Below are 20538 nucleotides of genomic sequence, written 5' to 3'. Positions count from 1 at the left end.
CCGCAGGGCGCCGTTTTTGGATCAGGGTTTCGCGCCCCGTTGCTGCTAGCGGCGGAACTGCCCTGGCGGCATGCCGTGGCGCTTGCGAAAGCAGCGCGAAAAGTAGGCTTCGTCGGTGAAGCCGCAGGCGAGGGCGACGTGGGCGAGGGGCTTGTTGCCGTTGATCAGGTGGGTGCGCGCCAGCCGCATGCGCCGCTCCAGCACCAGTTTGGAGAAGCTGCTGCCGGTTTCCTTGCGCAGCAGGTGGGTGAGGTAGTTGGGCGACAGAAACGCCGCCGCCGCGGCGTCCTTGAGGTTCATCCGTGGGTCGAGCAGGTGTTCGCGGATGTACCTGGACACCCGGCCCATGGCATCCCGCCGGCCGCGCTTCTCGGCCTTGTTCGCCGACAGCGCCAGCAACTCGTCCTGGTAGCGCGCGCAGACCAGGCCGATCAACTGCAGCAGGTAGCCCTTGAGGATCAGCTCCGAGCCGAAGTGGCGCGCGCTGTCCACCGCGCGCATCCGCTCCAGCAGTTCGGCGACCGGGCCGAATTCGTCGTCGTCGAGGATGAAATCCAGGTGCTCCTGGAAGCGGAACGGCGCCAGTTCCTGCGCCTCGCTGAGCGGAATGTCCTCCAGGTCCAGCGCGTCGCAGCGCACCTGCGGCAGGAGGAACTCCTGGGCGAAGTTGATCAGCACGAAGTTGCCGTCTTCGGGGTGCGGGATCACGTGCAGGCGATGCGGCAGGATGAACGCCAGGGTGTTGCGCGGGAACGGGCGGATCGCGCCGCCGATATGCTGCAGCGTGTCGCCGCCCAGGTTGATCTGGATCTGGAAGTACTCGTGCCGGTGCGGCGCGGTCAGCGCCGGGCGCGCCTGCTTGTCGCGGATGTAGAAGTCCGCGCGGTCGCTGCGTTGGTGCATGCCGTACGTGGGCACGCGGGACGGATCGGGCATGTTCGGCGTAACCGGAATCTCGGGCGGTGAAGGCCGCAGGGTGATCGGGGAGGGCGAGCGCAGGTGCGCTGCGCCATCCTACCTGCTTGTGGGAGCGCCTTGGTCCCGGAGAGTTCTCGGGTTCGCCGCTGCGCGCCGGAATCAGCGCGCGGCGATGCCCAGGCTGAATTCGGCGATGCCCTCGATGCCGCCTTCGAGGCGGTCGCCCGGCTGCAAGGCGCCGACGCCCGCCGGGGTGCCGGTGAAGATCAGGTCGCCGGCCATGAGCTGCACCGATCGCGAGAGATGGGCGATGACGTCGCTGACCGGCCAGATCTGCTCGGCCAGGTCGCCGCGCTGACGCTCCTCGCCGTTTACCTTGAGCCAGATCGCGCCGCGCTGCGGATGCCCAGCCACGCTCGCCGGCACCAGCGCGCTGCAGGGCGCGGAGCCGTCGAAGGCCTTGGCCCATTCCCACGGGCGGCCCATCTTCTTGGCCTGCGCCTGCAGGTCGCGGCGCGTCAGGTCAAGGCCCACGGCGTATCCCCAGACGTGATCCAGCGCCTGCGCGGGGTCGATATCGACGCCGCCCTTGCCGATCGCCACCACCAGTTCCACCTCGTGGTGCAGGTCGGCGGTGAGCGGCGGATAGGCGAGGGTGCCCTCGGCCGGGACGACCGCGTCGGCCGGTTTCATGAAAAAGAACGGCGGTTCGCGGTCCGGGTCGTGGCCCATCTCGCGGGCGTGCTCGGAGTAGTTGCGCCCGACGCAGAACACCCGGCGAATCGGGAAGCGCGCGGACTGGCCGGCGACGGCCACCGAGGGCAGGGTGTTGGGTGCGATCACGTAGTCACTCATGGCAGGTCTCCTGTCGGTTTGCCTGCCAGAAGTGTGCGCAACCCGCCCGGCGCCGGGTTGGAGAGAACTACGCGGGTCTTGGACGGAGCAACGCAGATCGCGTCCTAGCGGCTTAACTGTGCCAGATAGAGCGCGACTTCCTCCTCCAGCCAGCCGGCGAATTCCTCCTGCTTGCGCCGGCTGCTTTCGCGCGGCGGCCAGACCAGCCAGTACGGATGCGCATAGGGCACCGCGATCGAGGTCAGTTGCACCAGTTCGCCGCGTTGCAAGGCGGCGTGGACCAGGCTGCGGCGTTCCAGGGCGATGCCCTGCTGCAGCCGCACCGCTTCCAGCACCAGGTTGGAATCGTTGATGCACAGGCCTGCGCTGTCGGACGGTTCCTCCACGCCGGCCGCCTGGCACCAGCGCAGCCAGGGCTCGCCGGTGCGGATCAGGGGCAGGCGCATGGCCGCTTCGGGGGAATCCGGCAACTCGCCGCCGTTGAGCCGTGGCGAGGCGACCAGGATCAGTTCGTCGTCGAACAGCTTCTTCTGCGTCGCCCCCTCCCAGTTGCCCTGGCCCATGCGGATCGCCACGTCGATGGCCTCCTGGCGGATGTTCTGCAGGCCCAGGCTGGCTTGCAGGCGCACCCGGTAACGCGGGTATCGCGCCTGGAAACCCGGCAGGCGCGGCAGCAGCCAGCTCAGCCCGAAGGAGGGCACCACCGCGATCACCAGGTCGTCGCGGCCAGGGCGGTCCTGCACCAGCCGTGTCGCCTCGGCGATGTTCGCCAGCGCATGGCGAATCTGCAGCGCATACAGCCGGCCGTCTTCGGTCAGCGTCAGGCCGCGGCCCTCGCGGACGAACAGCGGCAGGCCGAGCAACTGTTCGAGCAGCTTGATCTGCTGGCTGATCGCCGAATGGGTGACGTGAAGTTCGCCGGCCGCCAGGGTGATGCTGCCGAGGCGGACGACGGTTTCGAAACTGCGCAGTGCGGAGAGCGGGGGAAGTGTGGTCATGTAAGCAAATCTAACAGAATTGCTTAATTTCTATCGATTTTCGCCCGGCCGATTAAGCGCTAATTTAATCGCCATCGAGCCGCCATATGGCGCCCAGGGAAACAGCTTTGCGCTATCGACACCCAAAGGAATTCGTTAATGAAACTAATAGGTATGCTGGATTCGCCCTACGTCCGCCGGGTCGCCATTTCCCTCCGGCGGCTGGGTATTGCCTTCGAGCATGAGCCGCTCTCGGTGTTCAGCACCTTCGAGCGCTTTCGTCAGATCAACCCGGTGGTGAAGGCGCCGACGCTGGTCTGCGACGGCGGCGAATCGCTGATGGATTCCACGCTGATCCTCGACTACCTGGAGGCCCTCGCCGAGACGGGGCGCAGCCTAATGCCTTCCGCACTCCCAGACCGGTTGCGCGCGTTGAGGGTGATCGGCCTGGCGCTCGCCGCGGCGGAGAAGACCGTGCAGATCGTCTACGAGCAGAACCTGCGCCCGGTGGAGAAACAGCACGCGCCCTGGCTGGAACGGGTCAACGGCCAGCTGCTCGCAGCCTACGCGGAGCTGGAGGCTGAACTGGTACGGCGGCCCTTGCAGGGCGGCGAGACGATCGGCCAGGACGGCATTACCGTCGCCGTCGTCTGGAGCTTCACTCGCATGATGCTCGGCGATGTGGTCGATGCCCGCGCGTATCCCGCGCTCGACGCCTTCGCCAGCGAAGCCGAGCGCCTGGCGATATTCCTCGAAACACCGGCGCGTTAGGCCGTCCGAAACCCCGCCTGCGGAACGAGGTTGCGATGAAAAAACAACAGAAGGGCTATGCGCTGGTGATGCGTGGGCAGCTATCCCCGGCATCGCGCCTCCCGTACTGGCGCCGGCTGCTTGCCCTGCTGGCGCGCTGGCACCGTCTGGCGGCGCAGCGCCGTCACCTGGCGAGCCTCAGCGACGCGACACTCAAGGACATCGGCCTGACCCGGGTGGACGTCGAGCAGGAATTCAACCGCCCGTTCTGGGACGACCAGCCGCGTAGCTGAGGGCTGCGCACCGGCGCTTCTGCTCAGTGCGCATCCGCCGGCGGCGCGGCCGGTGGCACGACCTTGTGCATCAGCGGCACCAGCGCGGTGGCGACGATGAAGCAGCACATGATGGTCAGGAAGGCATCCGAAAAGGTCTGCGTCTGCGCCTCGCGGTAGGTCAGCAGCCAGAGCTGGCGCAGGGCGGCGGTGCTGCCTTCGATGCCGCTCTGGCCAAGGCTGGCGAAGGTGCCGCCGACCTGATCGAGCCAGCGGTTCAGCGCCTCGTTGCTGCTGTTGAGGTGTTCGGCGAGGCGGGTGAAGTGCAGGTTGGTGCGGTCGTTGAGCAGGGTGGCGCAGGCGGCGATGCCAATCGCGCCACCGAGGTTGCGCATCAGGTTGAACAGACCGGAGGCGTGCTTGAGCCGCGCCGGAGCCAGCGCACCGAGGGTCAGGGTAACCGCCGGCGGCACCGCCAGTTGCTGGGCCATGCCGCGCAGGGCCTGCGGCAGCAGCAGTTCCCGGGCGCCCCAGTCATGGGTGATCGGCGAGAAATCCCACATCGACACGGCGAACAGCGCCAGGCCGGCCATCAGTATCCAGCGCAGATCGATGCGGTTGGCGAGGAATGCGTAGAGCGGAATCGACATCACCTGGAACACGCCGGTGGAAAACACCGCGAGGCCGATGTCCAGCGCGCTGTAGCCGCGCACCCGGCCGAGGAATAGCGGCGTCAGGTAGATGGTGGCGAAGAGGCCGATGCCGGTGACGAAGGAGAAGAAGCAGCCGAGGGCGAAGTTGCGCTCCTTCAGCGCGCGCAGGTCGACGATCGGGTTGGACACGATCAGGCTGCGGCTGACGAAGGCCAGGGCGGCGAGGGCGGAAACCCACGCGGTGGCGACGATGGTGCTGTCGCTGAACCAGTTCCAGCGCGGGCCTTCTTCCAGGGTGTATTCCAGGCAGCCGAGGAACACCGCCATGAACGCCATGCTGGCGTAGTCGGCGCCCCTGAGCAGCGACAGGTCCGGCTTGTCGATGCGAACCAGCATCGGCACCGCGACGGCGACGAAGATGCCCGGCACCAGGTTGATGTAGAACAGCCAGTGCCAGGACGAAACCTCGATGATCCAGCCGCCGATCACCGGCCCCAGGGTCGGCGCCAGCGACGCGATGGCACCGATGGTGGAGGCGGCGATGACCTTCTGCTTGCCGCTGAAGAAGATGAACGCCGAGGTGAACACCATCGGGATCATCGAGCCGCCGAGGAAACCCTGCAGCGCGCGGAAGGCGATCATGCTCTGGATGTTCCAGGCCAGGCCGCAGAGCAGGCTGGTCAGGGTGAAGCCGATCGCCGAGGCACAGAACAGCCAGCGCGTGGAGAACACCCGCGACAGCCAGCCGGAGAGCGGGATCACCACGATCTCGGCGATCAGGTAGCTGGTCTGTACCCAGGCGGTCTCGTCGGCGCCGGCGGAGAGCCCGCCGCCGATATCGCGCAACGAGGCGGAGACGATCTGGATATCCAGCAGCGCGATGAACATGCCCACGCACATGGCGGCGAAGGCGAACACCTTCTGGGCGGTGGGCATGCTGGCGGGATCGAATGCCGGGGCGCCGGCGGTAGCGCTCACGGCGTGCTGGCCAGCGGCGCGGAGGCGGGTTCCGTCTGCGTCCTGGTGTCCACCGAGGCTGTCACCGAAAGCCCTGGCCGCAACTGGCCGAGCAGGCCGTCGGCCGGATCGAGGATCACCCGCACCGGGACGCGCTGGACGATCTTGGTGAAGTTGCCGGTGGCGTTTTCCGGCGGCAGCACGCTGAACTGCGCGCCGGTCGCCGGCGCCAGGCTATCCAGGTGGCCGTGGAACTCGCGGCCGGGTAGTACGTCGGCACGCACGCTCACCGGTTGGCCGGGGCGCATCCCGGCAAGCTGGTCTTCCTTGAAATTGGCATCCACCCAGAGCCCGCTTGCCGGCACCACCACCAGCAGCTGCGTACCGGCAGCGGCATAGGCGCCGACCCGCGCACGGCGGTTGCCGATCACCCCGTCCACTGGCGCGCGCAGTTCGGTGTAGCTCAGGTCCAGCTGCGCCATCTCGCGTTCAGCGTTCGCCTGCATCAGCGCGGCGCGGGCCTGTTGCTTCTGCGTGGCGATCACTTCCAGCTGGCGCTGGGCGGCGAGTAGCCCGGCCTGGGCCTTGGCCTGGTTCGCGTGGGCGGTCTTGTAGGTGGCTTCCACCCGCTGCGCGTTCTCCACCGAAACGGCGTTCTTGCTGACCAGCGAGACGTAGCGCCGGTTGTCGTTGCGCGCGCGGTTCTGCTCGGCGCTGGCGGATTCGATATCCGCGCGGGCCTGGGTGATCAGCGCCTGCTGCAGGTTCAGCGTGGCATCCAGGTTGGCCAGCAGCGCCTGTTCGGCCGCCACCGCACCCTCGGCGCGGTCGAGGCGGGCGCGGTAATCGCGGTCGTCGATCTTCACCAGCAGGTCGCCGGCGCGCACCGGCTGGTTGTCAGTCACCGCCAGTTGCGTGATGTAGCCGGCAACCTTCGGCCCGATCACCGTCACGTCGCCACCGATGTAGGCATCGTCGGTGTGCTCGATGAAACGACCGACCTGCCACCAGTGCAGCGCATAGAGCGCCGCGGCGACCAACAGGGCGATCAGCGCCAGCAGCGCGACGACGCGCTTGAACGGCTTGCCGCGCGCAGGTTTCAGCATGGCGGCCTGGGTGGCGGGCTCGACGCCGCTCAGCGAAGTCATGGCAGGGTCACCGAGGTGGAGGGCAGCTGGGTATCACGCTCGGCGCGCCGCCGCCGGCCACTTTCCAGACGCCGATGCAGGGCTTCGTCCGCTGCCGGGCCTGGGCGCACCACGTGCCGCTCCCGACTGATGGGTGCGCCGCTATGGGCGTCGATCAGCTGCAATCGCACGGGCTGCTCGCTGGCCTTGTCGGCAAGCAACACGCTGGCGCCGCCCTTGGCGAAATGCCTGTTGCCCCAGTCCATCAGCGTCAGCAGCACCGGCCGGAAGTCACGGCCACGGTCGGTCAGCAGGTAATCGTGGCGCAGCGGTTTTTCACTGTAGACGCGGCGCTCCAGCAACCCGCTGTCAACCAGCCCGTTGAGCCGCCGGGTAAGCATGTTCGGTGCGATGCCGAGGCTTTTACGGAAATCGTCGAAGCGGCTCAGCCCATAGAAGGCATCGCGCAGGATAAGGATGCTCCACCACTCACCCACATGATCGAGACTCCTCGCGACGGGACATTGCGTGCTCTGGAAGCGGGTTTTCTTCATCGCGAATGATCTCGGGGGTTTTAGAATTACAGTCGTAATCTAAATGGGCGGATTTCACTCTGCAAGTGACTCCTGCAGGTTTTTCGTCGAAGCGGATCTCATGCGAATCACGCGAAAATGCCGGCACCTGACCTGGATGCGCGGCTATTTCACGGAAGATCAACGGGTTATAAAGGTGCGCAGGCGCCGCTCTTGCCGGGCAGCGAACCTCCGCGAAAATGATGACGCGCCCCCCTGGCCGTCGATGCGGTTGGCCTTCAACTGCCGAACGCGCTTCAATTCCCAAACGCTTTCTGGTAAAAAGAGCGCCCTCAGCGGGCGTCGTATAATGGCATTACCTGAGCTTCCCAAGCTCATGACGAGGGTTCGATTCCCTTCGCCCGCTCCAGAATCGCTGTGTTAAAGCCCCGTTTTCGGGGCTTTGTCGTTTCTGGAGGCTGGCTTTTGGTGGGTTGCGGGGCGGGAAGGCTCTGGCGATTGCTTGCCGGGGATTCGTGGGTCTAGCTCGATAGCCGTTCCACACTGGCTCGCCCCAGCCAGGCCAGCGTTTCGGCGGCGGGGATGGGGCGGCTGAACAGGTAGCCCTGTACCTGGGTGCATCCCAGGCTGGTGAGGGCGGCAAGCTCCTCACGGGTTTCGACGCCTTCGATGACGCACTCCAGATCCATGTCGTGGGTCAGGCCCACCAGCGATTTGACGATCTTGAAGGTCGCCGGATTGTGCTGGATGCCGGCGACGAAGCTGCGGTCGATCTTCAGCTTGGTGAGGGACAACGCGTGCAGCTAGCTGAGGCTGGAATAGCCGGTGCCGAAGTCGTCCAGCGAGATGCCGCAGCCCAGTTGGCGGAACTGGATGATCGCGCGCTGCATCTGCGCCATGTCCTGGACGATGGCGGTTTCGGTGATCTCCAGGTCCAGGCGGGCGGGGTCGAATCCGCTCTCCCGGATCAGCGCGATGATCTGTTGGACGCTTTCGTGTGACCCACAGTCGATCGCGGAGAGATTGAAGGAAAGGCGTATGCCCTCCGGCCAGGCGTGGGCTTCGCGGAGCGCCTTGCCGAGCAGCGGAGGCGTCAGGCGGCTGATCAGGCCCGTGTGTTCGGCCACGGGTATGAACACCCCGGGCGCGACCGGACCCAGCTCGGGGCTGTTCCATCGGGCCAGCGCCTCGAATGCTAAGGTCTCATGGCTGTGGCTGTTGAGAATCGGCTGGAACAGGACGTAGAACTCTTCCTCCATATCGGCGCGACGCAACGCCTGCTCGGTCATGGCGTCGCGATGCAGTTGTTCGTGGTGGCTGGCGGAGAACAGGCAGACGGTGCCCGGATTGCTGCGCTTGCCCTGGTAAAGCGCGTAGTCGGCGTACTCATAGAGCTGAGTGGTGTCGGAGGCCGAGCCGGGAAACGTGGCGATGCCCAGGGTCGCTCCGATGTGAATGGGCACGTCGGCGAGCATGAATTCGGTGCGCAGCAGACCGCAGGCCTTGCGACCGAAGGCCTGCAGCGATTCGTCGCTGAGGTCGTCCTTCATCACCAGGGCGAACTCGTCGCCACCCAGCCGCGCCACGTGCACGGTCGGGCTGGACAGTTCCAGCAGGCGTTCGGCGACCAGCGTCAGCACCTTGTCTCCGACGCTGTGGCCGTACAGGTCGTTGACAGGCTTGAAGCCATCGAGATCGAGAATGCCCACTGCCAGGCGTTTGCGATTTTTCAATGCCTCGGACGCCGCGTCGTCGAGGGTGGTGAAGAATTGGCGCCGGTTCGGCAGGCCGGTGAGGCTGTCCAGATTGGCCAGGCGAAGGTTCTCGTTGCTCAGTTGCTCGGTTTTCGCCTGTACGTTCACCAGGCTGGTGAAATCGCGGTAGTTTTTCTGCAGGACGATGAGCATCGCCGACGATACCAGCAGGATGTTGATGGAGGTCGCGATGAACGTCGGGTTATGGGTGGAGGCGAAGAACACCACGAACGCCACGTCGACCACCAGCGTGGTGATCAGCGCCGCCGAGCGCAGGTGCATCAGGCAAAAGATGCAGACAATCACCGTGATGCCCATGAAAAACGCCACATGCGCCTGGGCGTAGGCATCGCCATAGGGATAAAGGGCCAGGGACCAGGCGGTGAAGCCGGCGGCGATGAACGGCGCCAACTGATTGGTGCGCGTCAGGGTGGCGAGAATGTCGACCCCGGAAACCGGGTCGTTCCGGTTGCGCCACCAGATCTGCGCACGCCAGAAACTGATGATCGTGAGCAACGCCGGCATTGCGAGGGTCAGCCAGCCGGGCGCCGTGTCGAAGTGGGTGACGGCGAGCGCCCAGGTATTCACCAGCAGGATGAAATACATCATCGGCAACTGGCGGGACAAGGCGACGTACTGGGCCCTCAACAGCCGAGGATTGTCGCGGGGCACCGACATCACTGTCAGCCACAATCCCTTCACTCTTCCTATCATTGCAGCGCTTCTCTGCCGCTTGAATGGGGGCCGGATCAGTCTGCGGTCCGGGTCATTGGTCATGAACGATCCAGCTTCCCAACCGCCGTTTCCGCCCGCTCCGGCCCGTGTTGCAATAAAGCCGGTGAGTGACTTGAAGCGTAGCACAGGCCCCGTCGTTCGGCGGTTCCGGAGTCGAGGTAGCTAAGCGGTGGACAGGCGCGCCGTTGCTTCGTTCTCGCGGATCGGCAGGCCTGACGGGGCGGCGGATGAGGGGGAGCCGAGGCTCAGACAGAATGACGCAGCAAGGGTTCCGGGCGGTCGCACCGCGGGCAAAATGTCGCGGCTTCGGCCGACGTCTTGAGCATGGTCAAGCTCCTGGAAAAGCCGTTGGCGCATCCTCTGCGAACGTGAAATCGACAGAACAAGACACCACGCCAATGGCCAAGAAATTTCCCCTGAACCCCAGGCATCCCGAGCGCATCTGCTGGGGCTGCGACCGCTACTGCGCGGCCGATGCGATGGACTGCGGCAATGGCGCCAGCCGCACTCAGCATCCGGCGGAACTCTTCGGCGAGGACTGGCATGCCTCCGGCGACTGGGGGCTGGACCTCCAGGTCGACGAACTGGCGCCCCGGCGCGAAGAACGCTGAGCGGATTCGCGCTAACCGAGCACTCCCGCGCTCAGGCCTTGACCCAGCGCTGACGGCTCCAGCCGCTCAAGGCGTCGACGGCGAACACCAGCGCCAGCATGGCGATGATCACGCTGCTGGCTTGGGCCTCCTGGAACAGGCTCAGGTGCACGTAGAGCATCTGCCCGAGGCCGCCGGCGCCGACGAAGCCGAGCACGCTGGCCATGCGGATGTTGTTTTCCCAGCGATACAGGCTGTAGGCGAGCAGTTGCGGCCAGAGGATCGGCAAGGTGCCGTAGACGAACGCCAGCACGGCGCCGCAGCCCTGCAGGCGGATCGCCTGGGCCGGCGCCGGCGGGGTGTTTTCCAGCGCTTCGGCGAACAACCGGCCGAGTACGCCGGTGGTGTGCAGGGCGAGGGCGAGGGTGCCGGCATTCGGCCCGAGGCCGGCGGCGAATACCATCAGCGCCGCCCAGACCAGTTCCGGAATCGCCCGCAGTGCGTTCAGCAGCAGCCGCGCCAGGTTCGCCGCGGCCCAGCCGAAACGCCCGGAAGCGGGCAGCGCGAGCAGCAGGCCGAAGACGGCCGAGAGCAGCGTGCCCACGGCCGACATCGCCAGGGTTTCCAGTGCGCCCTTGCCGATCGCCCCGAGGTGCCCGGCGCTGAGGTCCGGGCTGAGGAAGCGCCTGGCATAGTCGCCCATGTGGCCGAGGTTCTCGCTGCCGGTCAGGGCGCCGAGATCGATGCGCAGGTAGGCGAACGCGGCAATCACTGCCGCCAGCAATGCCAGCAGCAGGCCGGCGTCGAGCAGACGCTTCATCCCAGCCTCCCGCGCAACAGGCGGCTGAGCAGGTCGGCCAGCAGCACCAGGACGAAGAAGGTCAGCAGGATGCTGGCGACCTCGCCGCCGGCGAACATGCGCAGCGAGAGGTCGATCTGCTGGCCGAGGCCGCCGGCGCCGACGAAACCCATCACCACCGAGGCGCGGATCGCGCATTCCCAACGGTAGACGCTGTAGGAGAGCATTTCCGCCGCGGCATTCGGCAGTACGCCATAGAGGAAGGCCGCCAGCCGGCCACTGCCGGCCTGCATCAGGGCGTGGGCCGGGCGCTGGTCCACCGACTCGAAGATTTCCGCATAGACCTTGCCGAGCATGCCGCTGTAGGTGATGGCGATGGCCAGAACGCCGGCCGTGGGGCCGAGGCCGACGGCGCGCACGAACAGCAGCGCCCAGACGATCTCCGGCACGCTGCGCAGGAAGATCAGCAGGCCGCGCACCGGCCAGCGCAGCAACTGCGCCCACCACAGCGGCTGGCCGCCGCGCACTGCGGCGGACAGCGACAGTGCGCGGCTGGCGATCAGGCTGGCGGGCAGCGCGATGAGCAGCGCCAGGGTCATCCCCGCGGTGGCGATGGCCAGGGTCTGCAGGGTGGCGTCGAGCAGGATCTGCAGAAACTCGGCATCCCGCGCCGGCGGCCAGAAACCGGCGAGGAAGCGGCCGACCTCGCTGCTGCCGGACTGCAGGAATACCCCGAGGTCCAGCTCGCTCAGGCGCACGCCCGGCCACAGCAGGGCAATGGCCAGCAACGCGATCAGCAGGCGCGGCAGGGCGGCGGGGTCGCGTTCGGCAGTCTTCAGCATCGGGGAATCTGTACGGCCGCCGCCCCGACGTGCGGCGGGGTCGGCGGGAGCAACTGCTCGTTGGCATAGAGGGCGTCGAGCAAACTTCGGTCGACCTCCGCGGCGGGGCGGTCGAAGACGATTCGTCCTTCGCGCAGGCCGATCACCCGGGGGAAGTGCGCCAGCGCCAGTTCCACCGTATGCAGGCTGGCGACCAGCGTCACGCCATGCTCGCCGGCATGCCGGCAGAGCACCGACAGCGTGTGATCGGCCAGCACCGGGTCCATCGCCGACACCGGTTCGTCGGCCAGCAGCAGTTCCGGCGCCTGGTACAGCACGCGGGCGATGCCGACGCGCTGTAGCTGGCCGCCGGACAGTTGCTGGCACTGGGCGAACAGTTTGTCCGCCAGATCCAGCTTCGCCAGTTGCCCGCGGGCGCCGGGAACGTCCAGCGGATAGAGCAGGTTGAGCAGGCTTTTGCCCACCCCCCACTGGCCGAGCTTGCCGGCCAGCACCGCGGTGACCACGCGCTGGCGCGGTGGCAGCGGCGGCGCCTGATGGATCAGGCCGATGCGTGCGCGCAGCTTCTGCCGCTGGCGGCCGGACAGCTGCCAGGGCTGCTGGCCGAGCACCTCGAGCCGGCCCGAACTGGGCGGCGTGGCGGTGCCCAGCAAGTTCAGCAGGCTCGACTTGCCGGCACCGGACGGGCCGATGATGGCGACCCGTTCGCCGGCTTCGATGTTCAGGTCCACGCCGCGCAGGGCGTGGCTGCCGTCGCGATGCTGCAGGCCGGCCTGGGTGAGGCGCAGGGTCATTTCAGCAGGTCGGCGGCGCGCGCGGCTTCCTCGATGCCCTTGTAGTTGTCCGGGCTGGTTTCGATGAAGCGGCTGGCCGCCTGCAGGTCGAGGATGGCCTTCTGCTCCGGGACGGCCGGGTCGAGGGCGAGGAACGCGGCCTTCAGCTTGGCGGTGATGGCCGGGTCGAGGCTGCCGCGCACGGTCCAGTTGTAGTCGTAGTAGCTGGGCGTGGTGGCGAAGACGTGCACCTTGCCGGTGTCGACCTTGCCGCTGTCCACCAGCTTCTGCCAGACGCTCGCATTGAGCACGCCGGCGTCGACCTTGCCGGCCTGGACCCAGGCGGCGGTGGCGTCATGCGCGCCGGAGTAGGCCACGCGGCTGAAGTAGGTTTCCGGCTTGATGCCGTCCTGCAGCATGAAGTAGCGCGGCATCAGGCTGCCGGAGGTGGACGAGATCGAGCCGAAGGCGAAGGTCTTGCCCTTGAGGTCGGCGAGGGATTTCACCGCCGGATCGGCGCTGATGAATTTGCTGGTGAACTGCGCATCCTGCTCGCGCTGCACCAGCGGAATGGCGTCCTTGGCTTTCAGGTGCACCTGCACGAAGGTGAAGCCGCCGAGCCAGGCCATGTCCAGGCGATCGGTGGCGAGCGCCTCGACCACCGCCGGATAGTCGGCGACGGGGACGAACTCGACCTTCATGCCGATCTGCTTCTCCAGGTATTCGCCCAGCGGCTTGAACTTGCGCAGCAGTTCGGTGGGGGCTTCGTCCGGAATCGCGCTGACGCGCAGCACGTCGGCGGCGCTGGCGAGGGTGGCGGACAGGCAAAAGGCAAAGCCGGCGGCGAGCGCGAGGGAGCGCTTGAGCATGGGAGTTCTCCGGTTCAATAGCGGAAAAAACGGAATGGGCGACGCCTGGTCGGGCGTTCGCAGCTTGTATTCGGGCGGCGCGAGTATAGAGGAGGCGAGGGGCACGGGTCAGCTTTGCTAGAATCCGCCGCCACAGTCCCGAGGTAACCCCGATGAGCGAGCCGATTCGTCTGACCCAGTACAGCCACGGCGCCGGCTGCGGCTGCAAGATTTCTCCCAAGGTCCTGGAAGTGATCCTCGCCGGCAGCGGCGCGCAAAACCTCGACCCGAAACTCTGGGTCGGCAACGCGTCGCGCGACGACGCGGCGGTCTACGCGCTGGACGAGGAGCGCGGCGTGGTTTCCACCACCGACTTCTTCATGCCGATCGTCGACGATCCGTTCGACTTCGGCCGCATCGCCGCGACCAACGCCATCAGCGACATCTACGCCATGGGCGGCGATCCGCTGATGGCCATCGCCATCCTCGGCTGGCCGGTCAACCTGCTGCCCGCGGAAGTGGCGCGCGAGGTGATCCGCGGCGGCCGCGCGGTGTGCGACGCCGCCGGAATTCCCCTGGCCGGCGGGCACTCCATCGATGCGCCCGAGCCGATCTTCGGCCTCGCCGTCACCGGCGTGGTGGACAAGCGCCACATGAAGCGCAACGACACCGCCCGCGTCGGCAGCCGCCTCTACCTGACCAAGCCGCTGGGCATCGGCATCCTCACCACCGCGGAGAAGAAGGCCAGGCTGCGTGCCGAGGACGTCGGCCTGGCGCGTGACTGGATGTGCACGCTGAACAAGCCAGGCAGCCGCTTCGGCAAGCTGACCGGAGTCACCGCGATGACCGACGTCACCGGCTTCGGCCTGCTCGGTCACCTGGTGGAGATGGCCGACGGCAGCGGGCTCAGCGCGCGCCTGGAGTACGCCCGGGTCCCGCGGCTACCCGGCGTCGAGCACTACCTCGCCGAAGGCTGCGTGCCCGGCGGCACCCTGCGCAACTACGAAAGCTACGGCGAGCGCATCGGCGCGCTCAGCGAGGAGCAGCAGCACCTGCTCTGCGACCCGCAGACCAGCGGCGGCCTGCTGGTGGCGGTGAGCGTCGAGGGGGAAGCGGAGTTCCTCGCCGTTGCCGCCGAACTCGGGCTGGACCTGGCGCCGATCGGCGAGCTGGTCGAGCGACAGCGTTACGCGGTCGAGGTCTGCTGATGCGAGACAACAGCGCCGACTACCGCGAAATCTTCCTCAGCGACCTGCCGATGATGGACGCCCGCGCACCGGTCGAATTCGACAAGGGCGCCTTCCCTGGCGCCGTCAACCTGCCGCTGATGACCGATACCGAGCGCCAGCGCGTCGGCACCTGCTACAAGCAGCACGGCCAGCAGGCCGCCATCGAGCTGGGCCACCAGCTGGTTTCCGGCGCCACCAAGGCCGAGCGCATCGCCCGTTGGGCGGCGTTCGCCCAGGCCAACCCGCAGGGCTACCTGTACTGTTTCCGCGGAGGGTTGCGCTCGCAGATCGTCCAGCAGTGGCTGCAGAGCGAGGCGGGCATCACCTATCCGCGGGTGGTCGGCGGCTACAAGGCGATGCGTACCTTTCTCCTCGAAACCACCCGCGAGGCGCTGGAGCAGTGCGCGTTCGTCGTCGTCGGCGGGCTGACCGGAACCGGCAAGACCGACGTCATCGCCCGGCTGGACAACAGCCTCGATCTAGAGGGCCACGCGAACCACCGTGGCTCCAGCTTCGGCAAGCGCGCCACCGGGCAGCCGTCGAACATCGATTTCGAGAACCGCCTGGCCGTCGACCTGCTGAAGAAGCGCGCCGCCGGCATCGAGCAGTTCGTGGTCGAGGACGAGGGGCGGATGATCGGTCGCTGCGCGCTGCCGCTGGAACTGCACCAGGGCATGCAGGGGTTCCCGCTGGTCTGGCTGGAGGATGCGTTCGACGACCGGGTGGAGCGCATCCTGCGCGATTACGTGGTCGATCTGTGCGCCGAATTCGTCGACCTTCAGGGCGAGGCCGGCTTCGAGCAGTATGCCGAACGGCTGCTGGAGAGCCTGGGCAACATCCACAAGCGCCTCGGCGGCGAGCGCTACCAGCGCTTGCTGGCGATCATGCAGGAGGCGCTCGACGAGCAGCGCCGCAGCGGCGCGGTGGACCTGCACCGCGGCTGGATCGAGGGGCTTCTGCGCGAGTATTACGATCCGATGTACGCCTTCCAGCGCGAGAGCAAGGCCGAGCGCATCGAATTCGCCGGCAAGCAGGACGAACTGGTGGACTACCTGCGCGAACGCGCGCTGCGCAGCCGTCGCTGAGCGGCGGGGCGGGTCAGGCGCCGGGCCGGCCGGAACCCAGCACTGTCTGCTCGACGAAGGTGTTGCTGGCGATCGCGCCCGGCGGCGATTCGGCGTTGACCTCGAGCGGTATGGCCGCCGGCAGGATTTCCACCGGCGTTTCCTGGAATTCGGCCACGGGCAGGGCTTTCCAGCGGTACTCGGCGACGAGAATGAGCAGCGTCAGCGTCAGTTCGCAGAGGACCACGATGACCGCGGGCGCGATCAGCCCGAAGACGGGGATGAAGACCCAGTTCAGGCCGACGCTGAGCAGCCCGCAGAACACCCGCATCTTGACGAAGATCGCGTAGCGCTCCTTGGCCACCCAGTACATCTCGAACACCACGTTGACCAGCCGGAAGATGAAGAAGCAGGCCATGATCTTGAGGATCAGCGAGGCCTCTTCGTAGGTGTCCGGATAGAACAGGTGGAACAGGAACAGGGCGAAGATCTGGTACGCGGCGAACATCGCCAGCGAAAGGCCGAAGGCGAGCAGGATGAACTTGCGCTGGCCGAGTTCGTTGTAGCCGCGGGAGATGCGCGGCATGTACAGCGACCAGAAGGCGGTGACGGCGATCTGGCCGATGGCAATGAACGAGGTGGCGGCGGCGTACACCGCCAGGTGCTCGGCGTCGAGCAGGGCCTCGATAAGAATCCGGTCCGCGCCGAAGTAGAGGAAGAAGGCGAAGAAGGAAATGGTGAACGGCAGCCAGGAGCGCCACAGCGTCAGCATCTTGCCCAGCGTGGCGAAGACCTGGGTATTGGCGGCGAAGAAACCCGGCTCGCGGATGCAGCGCAGGTAGAACCAGGCCAGGTAGGACAGCATCGCCACGCTCGCGCCGAGCGCCACGGACAGGACCAGGTTGTCGGTGAGCAGGAAGACGCCGATCTTCACCGCGAAGGGCAGCGATTTGAAGAGCGAGTCCAGCGAGGAGAAACGCACCAGCCGGTCCTGGCGCTGGTAGTGAAAGAACAGGCAGCGCTGCAGGACGGCGAAGGCCAGCGCCTCGGGCAGGAAGCAGATCAGCAGGTAGTAGGACGCATTGGTGCCGCCGACCTGGCCCAGGTAGAACATCGTGGCCATGACCAGAATCAGGTAGCCCACGGTCGCCGGCAGGAAAAGGTTCTCGCCGCTGGAAAGGCCCTTGGCGATGGCGCCCTTGCTCAGCAGGTAATCGCGCAGGCCGAAATCCGAGAAGCCGACCACCACCGACACCAGCACCATGCTCAGCGCCAGCGAGCCGTATTCCTCCAGCGAAGAATGCTTGGCCACGAGGATCAGGAAGAGGAAGTTCAGCAGCGGTTGCAGGACCATGGGCACGAAAACGAACGCGATCTTGGTGATCTCGCTATCAGACTTTTTCATACCAGCCCCATCCTTTGTGCATTTTTATCCCCGGACTGCATGTCGTGCGTAACACCCGTATCCCGCGACGGAAATTGACCCGGTTTCTCGCAATAACGTTCGGCGGTTTTGAAAATATGCCTGCGGCCCATGCTGGCGATCGCCCGGACCGAGGAATAGGCGTAGGGGCGCCTGCGGCGTTGCGGATCGAGCAGATACCCATGGCCATCCACCCCCTACCACGAACGGCCCGTTGCTGGCGGGAGCACGGGCTGACGAGGCATTCAGTTAAGTCTGGACCGAAGACGCAGATGGCGTTCGGGGTTCCTGCCAGAAAAGGTCGGACGTGCCGCGAACAGGGACAGCTGCGAGCCAGAGCATGCGCCGTTTCCCGGTAACGGCCAACTGCCACCTATCGGCTCGGACGGGCGGCTGCAGGCACCGTGGTTGGCGGCCTGCGGGGCGTTGGCGCGCGACCCGGCCGAGCGCGAAAAGCGGCTTGTGTGGCCTGGTCGCGCCTTTCAGGCTGGGATCTGCTGAGGGCCGTGGTGGCTTGCCCGCGGCTGGATGCCTCGCGTCGGGCGACTAGTCCGGTTCGATGCCATCCGCCAGGCCGTCGGCCGAGGAGGCGTCTGCCACCGCGCGCTGCAACGCCTGCAGTTCATCCGCGCGCAGTGCGCGGTAGGCACCTTCGGCCAGCGCAGGGTCCAGCTGCAGCGGCCCGATGCTCTGCCGGTGCAGGCGCAGCACGGGGTTCTGGAAGTGACCGAACATGCGCTTGACCTGGTGATAACGACCCTCGACCAGTGTCAGCAGCGCGTGATGACTGTCGAGAATCCGCAGCCGGGCGGGGCGGGTGGTGAGGTCCTCGAAGCGAAAATACAGGCCGCGGGCGAACGCCTCGACGTATTCCTCAAGGATCGGCTCGCCGGTCTCGACACGGTAGACCTTGGGCAGGTGCGTCTGCGGCTGGGTCAGTCGTCTCGACCACTGGCCGTCATTGGTGATCAGCAGCAGCCCGGTGGTGTTCAGGTCGAGGCGCCCGGCCAGGTGCAGCTCGTGCTTGTCCGGCTCGTCCAGCAGGTCGAGGACCGTGGGATGTTCGTCATGCTCGGTGGCGCTGACCCAGCCGGCCGGCTTGTGCAGCATGAAGTAGCGCGCCGGCTTGCCGGCCTGCAACAGCTGATCGCCCAGCTCGATGCGGCTGAACACGCGCACTTCGTGGCGGCCGTCGGTAACCGGCTCGCCGTCGACCCGTATACGTCGCTCCGCCAGCAGGCGCCGGGTCTGCTGGCGGTTTAGCTGCGGCAGGTTGGCGAGAAAACGATCCAGACGCACGCGTCAGCTCGGCTCGTCGAGCGCGGCGCAGTTCGGGCACAGGCAGGCCTTGTCGCGTGCCTCCTCCGGCAGGCGCGCGAGGGCGCCTGGCGAAACCGGCGTAGAGAAGCACCAGCAGGGCAGCTCGCGGGTCGCCGGGTCGCTCTGCGCGCAGCGGTTGGCATGCCCGCACAGCGGGCAGCGGGCGGGATCGACGGAGGACGCGGCGCGAGCGCCGGAATCGGTGGGCAGCGGCATGGACGGCGGGCCTGGATGAACGCGCCGCCATGCTAGCGTGGCGCCGCCGGGGCGTCACGCGCAGGGCGGTGCATGGTCGCGCCGGAGTCAGCGGCTCTTCATGTAGGCGCGCCAGCCGCCGAACGAGGTGATGTCGGTGGCGCCTTGCAGGCCATAGGGTTCGCAGATGAAACCGGTTTCCCAGCTGCCGTCGGCCAGTTGCACCTTGCCCAGGCCGAGCGGCGCGGGAATGCCGGTGAGGAAGGAGCCCAACTCGGCGCTCGGCAGCTCCCAGACTTCCACTTCGATGGCCACGCCGCCTTCGGCGACCCGCACCATGCCCGGACGGAACGGCGGGCCGCCGGCCAGTGCGTAGAGCTGGTAGTCCGGCGAGCTGTGGGTGGCCTGCAGCAGCCGGCCGCCACGCTTGCGCAGCTGCCAGTTCAGCGGCAGGCCGTCCAGGTGCGCGCCGCAGACCACCACGCGGGCCCTGTCGTTGCGTGCCGGTGTGGCCGGAGCGACGGCGTCCAGCGCCCATCCACCCACCAGCGGCAGGCCGCGTTGGCCCTGCAGTGCGTCGGCGATGCCGAGCAGGTACTGGTCGGTGAAGGCGCGGCCGAACAGCGTCACGCCCCACGGCAAACCGTTGGCCATGAAGGCGCTCGGCACGGCGACGGCGGCGTAGTCCAGCAGGTTCATGAAGTTGGTGTAGTAGCCGAGATCGGAATTGCGCGCGACCGGTTCGGCGTGCAGTTCGTCCAGCGTCACCGGGCGCGGAATGCTCGGCGTCAGCACGCAATCCAGATTCTCGAGCGCCTTGTCGCAGATCGCCTTGAGCTCCTGCAGGCGGTACTGCGCGCGGAACAGTTCGACCGCCGTGGCGCCTGGCGCCTTGGCCAGCACCGCGCGGATCACCGGCAGCACGGCTTCCGGGTCCTTCGCCATCAGTTCGCCGGCGACGCTGTAGCGCTCGGCGACCCACGGGCCTTCGTAGAGCAGGCGTGCGGCTTCGAGGAAGGGCGCGAAGTCCAGCGCCACCGGGGTGCCGCCGAGGGCTTCCAGGCTGGCGACGGCCTCGGCGAACAGCGCCGGGCTTTCCGCGCAGCCGAGGAACTCCAGTTGGGTCGGCACGCCGAAGCGGAACGGCCGAGGCTTGCCGAAGGCGCTGCCGTCGTTCCACAGCGGGTTGGCGCGGCTGTAGGCGTCGCGCGGGTCGAGGGCGGCGGTCAGGGCGAGCAGCTGGCTGGCTTCGCGGGCGCTGGCGGTGAAGAAGCTGACCACGTCCAGGGTGCGGCAGGCCGGCACCACGCCGGCGGTGGACACCAGGCCCTTGGTCGCCTTCAGCCCGACCAGGTTGTTCAGCGCCGCCGGCACGCGGCCGGAACCGGCGGTGTCGGTGCCCAGCGAGAAGCTCGCCACGCCCAGCGCCACGGCCAGGGATGAGCCGGCGCTGGAGCCGCCCGACGGGTAGTCCGGGTGCACGCTGTTGCGGCATTCGCCGTAGGGCGAGCGGGTGCCGTTGAGGCCGGTGGCGAACTGGTCGAGGTTGGTCTTGCCGATCGGCACCGCGCCGAGGGCGATCAGCTGCTCTACCAGCGTCGCCGAGCGCTCCGCCGTGTAGGCGAAGGCCGGGCAGGCGGCGGTGGTGGGAATGCCGGCCAGGTCGATGTTGTCCTTCAGTGCGAAGGGCACGCCGAACAGCGGCAGGCTGTCGGGGGCCTTGCCGTCCAGCGCGGCGAGGTAGGGCTCCAGTTCTTCCACGCTGAGCAGGTGGATGAACAGGTTGAATTCCGGGTTCAGCGCGGCGGCTTTTTCGCGCAGGGCGAGGATCAGCTGGCGCGGCTTCAGGCGGCCTTCGGCATAGGCGGTTTTCAGGGCGCCGAGGCGCAGGTCGAATTGGTGGGTCATCGCAGTTCCCTCGTAG

18 protein-coding genes, 1 tRNA gene and 2 pseudogenes are annotated in these 20538 nt (G+C 67.1%); 6 read left to right on the top strand and 15 right to left on the bottom strand.

Features of this window, described 5'->3' with window-relative positions; genetic code table 11:
- Positions 1–45: 45 nt before the first annotated feature.
- The 3 genes from B2X67_RS15330 to B2X67_RS15320 all read right to left on the bottom strand — a co-directional run bounded on the left by B2X67_RS15330 (position 46) and on the right by B2X67_RS15320 (position 2771).
- Positions 46–903, bottom strand: a complete 858-nt coding sequence (locus B2X67_RS15330) for a helix-turn-helix transcriptional regulator (RefSeq protein ID WP_414704010.1) — start codon at positions 901–903, stop codon at positions 46–48.
- A gap of 174 nt (positions 904–1077) precedes the next feature.
- Positions 1078–1773: a fumarylacetoacetate hydrolase family protein gene (locus B2X67_RS15325; protein ID WP_286786016.1), complete on the bottom strand. Its 696-nt coding sequence runs from the start codon at positions 1771–1773 to the stop codon at positions 1078–1080.
- A 104-nt stretch (positions 1774–1877) separates the two neighbouring features.
- Entirely contained in the window at positions 1878–2771 is an 894-nt protein-coding gene (locus B2X67_RS15320) for a LysR substrate-binding domain-containing protein (RefSeq protein WP_286786015.1), read from the bottom strand.
- A 138-nt stretch (positions 2772–2909) separates the two neighbouring features.
- On the opposite strand from B2X67_RS15320, the gene B2X67_RS15315 reads away from it, so the two are divergent.
- A complete protein-coding gene (locus B2X67_RS15315; protein WP_273228730.1) occupies positions 2910–3521 on the top strand; it encodes a glutathione S-transferase in 612 nt (203 codons plus the stop codon).
- 35 nt (positions 3522–3556) lie between these two features.
- Complete coding sequence (locus B2X67_RS15310; protein ID WP_376747767.1) at positions 3557–3793, top strand: DUF1127 domain-containing protein; 237 nt, start codon at positions 3557–3559, stop codon at positions 3791–3793.
- Positions 3794–3816: 23 nt separating this feature from the next.
- On the opposite strand, the gene B2X67_RS15305 is transcribed toward B2X67_RS15310, so the two are convergent.
- From B2X67_RS15305 to B2X67_RS15295, 3 genes are read right to left on the bottom strand one after another with little or no spacing between them, the layout of a single operon-like run.
- On the bottom strand, positions 3817–5361 hold the full coding sequence (locus tag B2X67_RS15305) for a DHA2 family efflux MFS transporter permease subunit (protein ID WP_286786038.1): 1545 nt from the start codon (positions 5359–5361) through the stop codon (positions 3817–3819).
- A gap of 38 nt (positions 5362–5399) precedes the next feature.
- Entirely contained in the window at positions 5400–6530 is a 1131-nt protein-coding gene (locus B2X67_RS15300) for an HlyD family secretion protein (protein ID WP_286786014.1), read from the bottom strand.
- Positions 6527–7063 (bottom strand): winged helix-turn-helix transcriptional regulator, encoded by a 537-nt coding sequence (locus tag B2X67_RS15295; RefSeq protein WP_286786013.1) that lies wholly within the window; start codon positions 7061–7063, stop codon positions 6527–6529. Before B2X67_RS15295 ends, B2X67_RS15300 begins: the two co-directional genes overlap by 4 nt.
- Before the next feature lie 314 nt (positions 7064–7377).
- On the opposite strand from B2X67_RS15295, the gene B2X67_RS15290 reads away from it, so the two are divergent.
- Positions 7378–7451, top strand: a tRNA-Gly gene (locus tag B2X67_RS15290).
- Positions 7452–7563: 112 nt separating this feature from the next.
- Here the strand turns inward: B2X67_RS15290 and B2X67_RS15285 are convergent.
- Positions 7564–9510: pseudogene (locus B2X67_RS15285) on the bottom strand (putative bifunctional diguanylate cyclase/phosphodiesterase).
- Positions 9511–9929: 419 nt separating this feature from the next.
- Between B2X67_RS15285 and B2X67_RS15280 the strand changes: the two are divergent.
- Positions 9930–10142: a DUF3079 domain-containing protein gene (locus B2X67_RS15280; RefSeq protein ID WP_286786012.1), complete on the top strand. Its 213-nt coding sequence runs from the start codon at positions 9930–9932 to the stop codon at positions 10140–10142.
- Between the two features lie 31 nt (positions 10143–10173).
- Here B2X67_RS15280 and phnE read toward each other — a convergent pair whose 3' ends face one another.
- From phnE to B2X67_RS15260, 4 genes are read right to left on the bottom strand one after another with little or no spacing between them, the layout of a single operon-like run.
- Positions 10174–10941 (bottom strand): phosphonate ABC transporter, permease protein PhnE, encoded by a 768-nt coding sequence (gene phnE, locus B2X67_RS15275; RefSeq protein ID WP_286786011.1) that lies wholly within the window; start codon positions 10939–10941, stop codon positions 10174–10176.
- Positions 10938–11762, bottom strand: coding sequence for a PhnE/PtxC family ABC transporter permease (locus B2X67_RS15270; RefSeq protein WP_286786010.1), 825 nt, complete (start codon positions 11760–11762; stop codon positions 10938–10940). Before B2X67_RS15270 ends, phnE begins: the two co-directional genes overlap by 4 nt.
- The gene (locus tag B2X67_RS15265) at positions 11756–12556 is read right to left on the bottom strand and encodes a phosphonate ABC transporter ATP-binding protein (RefSeq protein ID WP_273228674.1); all 801 of its coding nucleotides are present in this window, start codon (positions 12554–12556) and stop codon (positions 11756–11758) included. The genes B2X67_RS15270 and B2X67_RS15265 overlap by 7 nt, the downstream gene beginning before the upstream one ends.
- Positions 12553–13404, bottom strand: coding sequence for a putative selenate ABC transporter substrate-binding protein (locus tag B2X67_RS15260; RefSeq protein ID WP_286786009.1), 852 nt, complete (start codon positions 13402–13404; stop codon positions 12553–12555). Before B2X67_RS15260 ends, B2X67_RS15265 begins: the two co-directional genes overlap by 4 nt.
- Before the next feature lie 152 nt (positions 13405–13556).
- Here B2X67_RS15260 and selD point away from each other — a divergent pair, with 152 nt between their 5' ends.
- Complete coding sequence (gene selD, locus B2X67_RS15255; RefSeq protein ID WP_286786008.1) at positions 13557–14591, top strand: selenide, water dikinase SelD; 1035 nt, start codon at positions 13557–13559, stop codon at positions 14589–14591.
- On the top strand, positions 14591–15697 hold the full coding sequence (gene mnmH / locus B2X67_RS15250; RefSeq protein ID WP_286786007.1) for a tRNA 2-selenouridine(34) synthase MnmH: 1107 nt from the start codon (positions 14591–14593) through the stop codon (positions 15695–15697). Before selD ends, mnmH begins: the two co-directional genes overlap by 1 nt.
- 13 nt (positions 15698–15710) lie before the next feature.
- On the opposite strand, the gene B2X67_RS15245 is transcribed toward mnmH, so the two are convergent.
- The 4 genes and pseudogenes from B2X67_RS15245 to atzF form a co-directional block, all read right to left on the bottom strand.
- Positions 15711–17081 (bottom strand): oligosaccharide flippase family protein, encoded by a 1371-nt coding sequence (locus B2X67_RS15245; RefSeq protein WP_273228670.1) that lies wholly within the window; start codon positions 17079–17081, stop codon positions 15711–15713.
- Positions 17082–17714: 633 nt separating this feature from the next.
- Positions 17715–18398: pseudogene (locus B2X67_RS15240) on the bottom strand (pseudouridine synthase); the annotation flags it as partial.
- Positions 18399–18401: 3 nt separating this feature from the next.
- Positions 18402–18635, bottom strand: coding sequence for a cysteine-rich CWC family protein (locus B2X67_RS15235; protein ID WP_273228669.1), 234 nt, complete (start codon positions 18633–18635; stop codon positions 18402–18404).
- Between the two features lie 87 nt (positions 18636–18722).
- The gene (gene atzF, locus B2X67_RS15230; RefSeq protein ID WP_273228668.1) at positions 18723–20522 is read right to left on the bottom strand and encodes an allophanate hydrolase; all 1800 of its coding nucleotides are present in this window, start codon (positions 20520–20522) and stop codon (positions 18723–18725) included.
- Positions 20523–20538 lie beyond the last annotated feature (16 nt).

The sequence above is a fragment of the Pseudomonas sp. UBA3153 genome, assembly GCF_002364635.1.
GTDB lineage: Bacteria > Pseudomonadota > Gammaproteobacteria > Pseudomonadales > Pseudomonadaceae > Pseudomonas_O > Pseudomonas_O kuykendallii.
This window is presented reverse-complemented; position numbering and strand designations above follow the sequence as displayed.

Excerpts from the sequence above, each read along its gene's own strand:
- B2X67_RS15320 (WP_286786015.1), bottom strand. The coding sequence starts at position 2,771 with ATGACCACACTTCCCCCGCTCTCCGCACTGCGCAGTTTCGAAACCGTC.
- B2X67_RS15305 (WP_286786038.1), bottom strand. The coding sequence starts at position 5,361 with ATGCCCACCGCCCAGAAGGTGTTCGCCTTCGCCGCCATGTGCGTGGGC.
- B2X67_RS15295 (WP_286786013.1), bottom strand. The coding sequence starts at position 7,063 with ATGAAGAAAACCCGCTTCCAGAGCACGCAATGTCCCGTCGCGAGGAGT.
- phnE (WP_286786011.1), bottom strand. The coding sequence starts at position 10,941 with ATGAAGCGTCTGCTCGACGCCGGCCTGCTGCTGGCATTGCTGGCGGCA.
- atzF (WP_273228668.1), bottom strand. The coding sequence starts at position 20,522 with ATGACCCACCAATTCGACCTGCGCCTCGGCGCCCTGAAAACCGCCTAT.
- selD (WP_286786008.1), top strand. The coding sequence starts at position 13,557 with ATGAGCGAGCCGATTCGTCTGACCCAGTACAGCCACGGCGCCGGCTGC.
- mnmH (WP_286786007.1), top strand. The coding sequence starts at position 14,591 with ATGCGAGACAACAGCGCCGACTACCGCGAAATCTTCCTCAGCGACCTG.
- B2X67_RS15265 (WP_273228674.1), bottom strand. The coding sequence starts at position 12,556 with ATGACCCTGCGCCTCACCCAGGCCGGCCTGCAGCATCGCGACGGCAGC.
- B2X67_RS15310 (WP_376747767.1), top strand. The coding sequence starts at position 3,557 with ATGAAAAAACAACAGAAGGGCTATGCGCTGGTGATGCGTGGGCAGCTA.
- B2X67_RS15280 (WP_286786012.1), top strand. The coding sequence starts at position 9,930 with ATGGCCAAGAAATTTCCCCTGAACCCCAGGCATCCCGAGCGCATCTGC.
- B2X67_RS15260 (WP_286786009.1), bottom strand. The coding sequence starts at position 13,404 with ATGCTCAAGCGCTCCCTCGCGCTCGCCGCCGGCTTTGCCTTTTGCCTG.
- B2X67_RS15325 (WP_286786016.1), bottom strand. The coding sequence starts at position 1,773 with ATGAGTGACTACGTGATCGCACCCAACACCCTGCCCTCGGTGGCCGTC.
- B2X67_RS15270 (WP_286786010.1), bottom strand. The coding sequence starts at position 11,762 with ATGCTGAAGACTGCCGAACGCGACCCCGCCGCCCTGCCGCGCCTGCTG.
- B2X67_RS15330 (WP_414704010.1), bottom strand. The coding sequence starts at position 903 with ATGCACCAACGCAGCGACCGCGCGGACTTCTACATCCGCGACAAGCAG.
- B2X67_RS15300 (WP_286786014.1), bottom strand. The coding sequence starts at position 6,530 with ATGACTTCGCTGAGCGGCGTCGAGCCCGCCACCCAGGCCGCCATGCTG.
- B2X67_RS15315 (WP_273228730.1), top strand. The coding sequence starts at position 2,910 with ATGAAACTAATAGGTATGCTGGATTCGCCCTACGTCCGCCGGGTCGCC.
- B2X67_RS15235 (WP_273228669.1), bottom strand. The coding sequence starts at position 18,635 with ATGCCGCTGCCCACCGATTCCGGCGCTCGCGCCGCGTCCTCCGTCGAT.
- B2X67_RS15245 (WP_273228670.1), bottom strand. The coding sequence starts at position 17,081 with ATGAAAAAGTCTGATAGCGAGATCACCAAGATCGCGTTCGTTTTCGTG.